Source organism: Oleiphilus sp. HI0067, from assembly GCF_001635735.1.
The window spans coordinates 1-678 of record NZ_LWFI01000123.1 but is presented as its reverse complement, the minus strand read 5'-3'; the positions used below and the strand labels follow the sequence as shown (position 1 = coordinate 678).

Genomic DNA, 678 nt, shown 5'->3' with positions numbered 1-678 from the left:
TCGTTTTACTGGTTGCGTGTAAGGTGCATGCTTAACAAGATCAGCATTTTCTTCCGCCTCTTGTTGTATCTCAACCATTGCTTGAACGAAGCCCTCTAATTCTTCGATCGACTCAGTTTCAGTCGGCTCGATTAAGAAACACTCAGGCACCAATAATGGGAAATAAGTGGTCGGCGCATGATAGCCTTTATCCAACAAGCGCTTCGCAAAATCCATAGCATTAACGCCCAAGCCTTTCGCTTGTTCGCTTAAGGTGATAATGAATTCATGCGTTGCACGACGCTCGGGATAAGCAAGCTTGAAACCAGCATCGGACATTAATTTCGCCATGTAATTAGCATTAAGCGTTGAATATTCACCAACACGATGCAAACCATCTCTACCCAGCAATACTGCGTACACATAAGCACGAAGCAAAATTCCAGCATTTCCCATAAAGGCACTCAAACGACCAATACTGTCTGGCAACTCGTCATCATCAATCCAAACGTACTGATCGTCTTTTTTGCCTGCAATCGGTGTTGGTAGGTACGGCAACAAACGTTCACCAACAGCAACAGGGCCAGCACCGGGACCGCCACCACCATGCGGCGTAGCGAAAGTTTTATGCAGGTTCATGTGCAAAACATCAAACCCCATATCTCCAGGGCGAACCTTACCTAAAATAGCATTCAAGTT

1 pseudogene is annotated in these 678 nt (G+C 45.7%); it reads right to left on the bottom strand.

Annotation, left to right across the window (positions count from 1 at the left end):
- Positions 1-678, bottom strand: a pseudogene (locus A3739_RS01695) (aminomethyl-transferring glycine dehydrogenase subunit GcvPB); the annotation flags it as partial.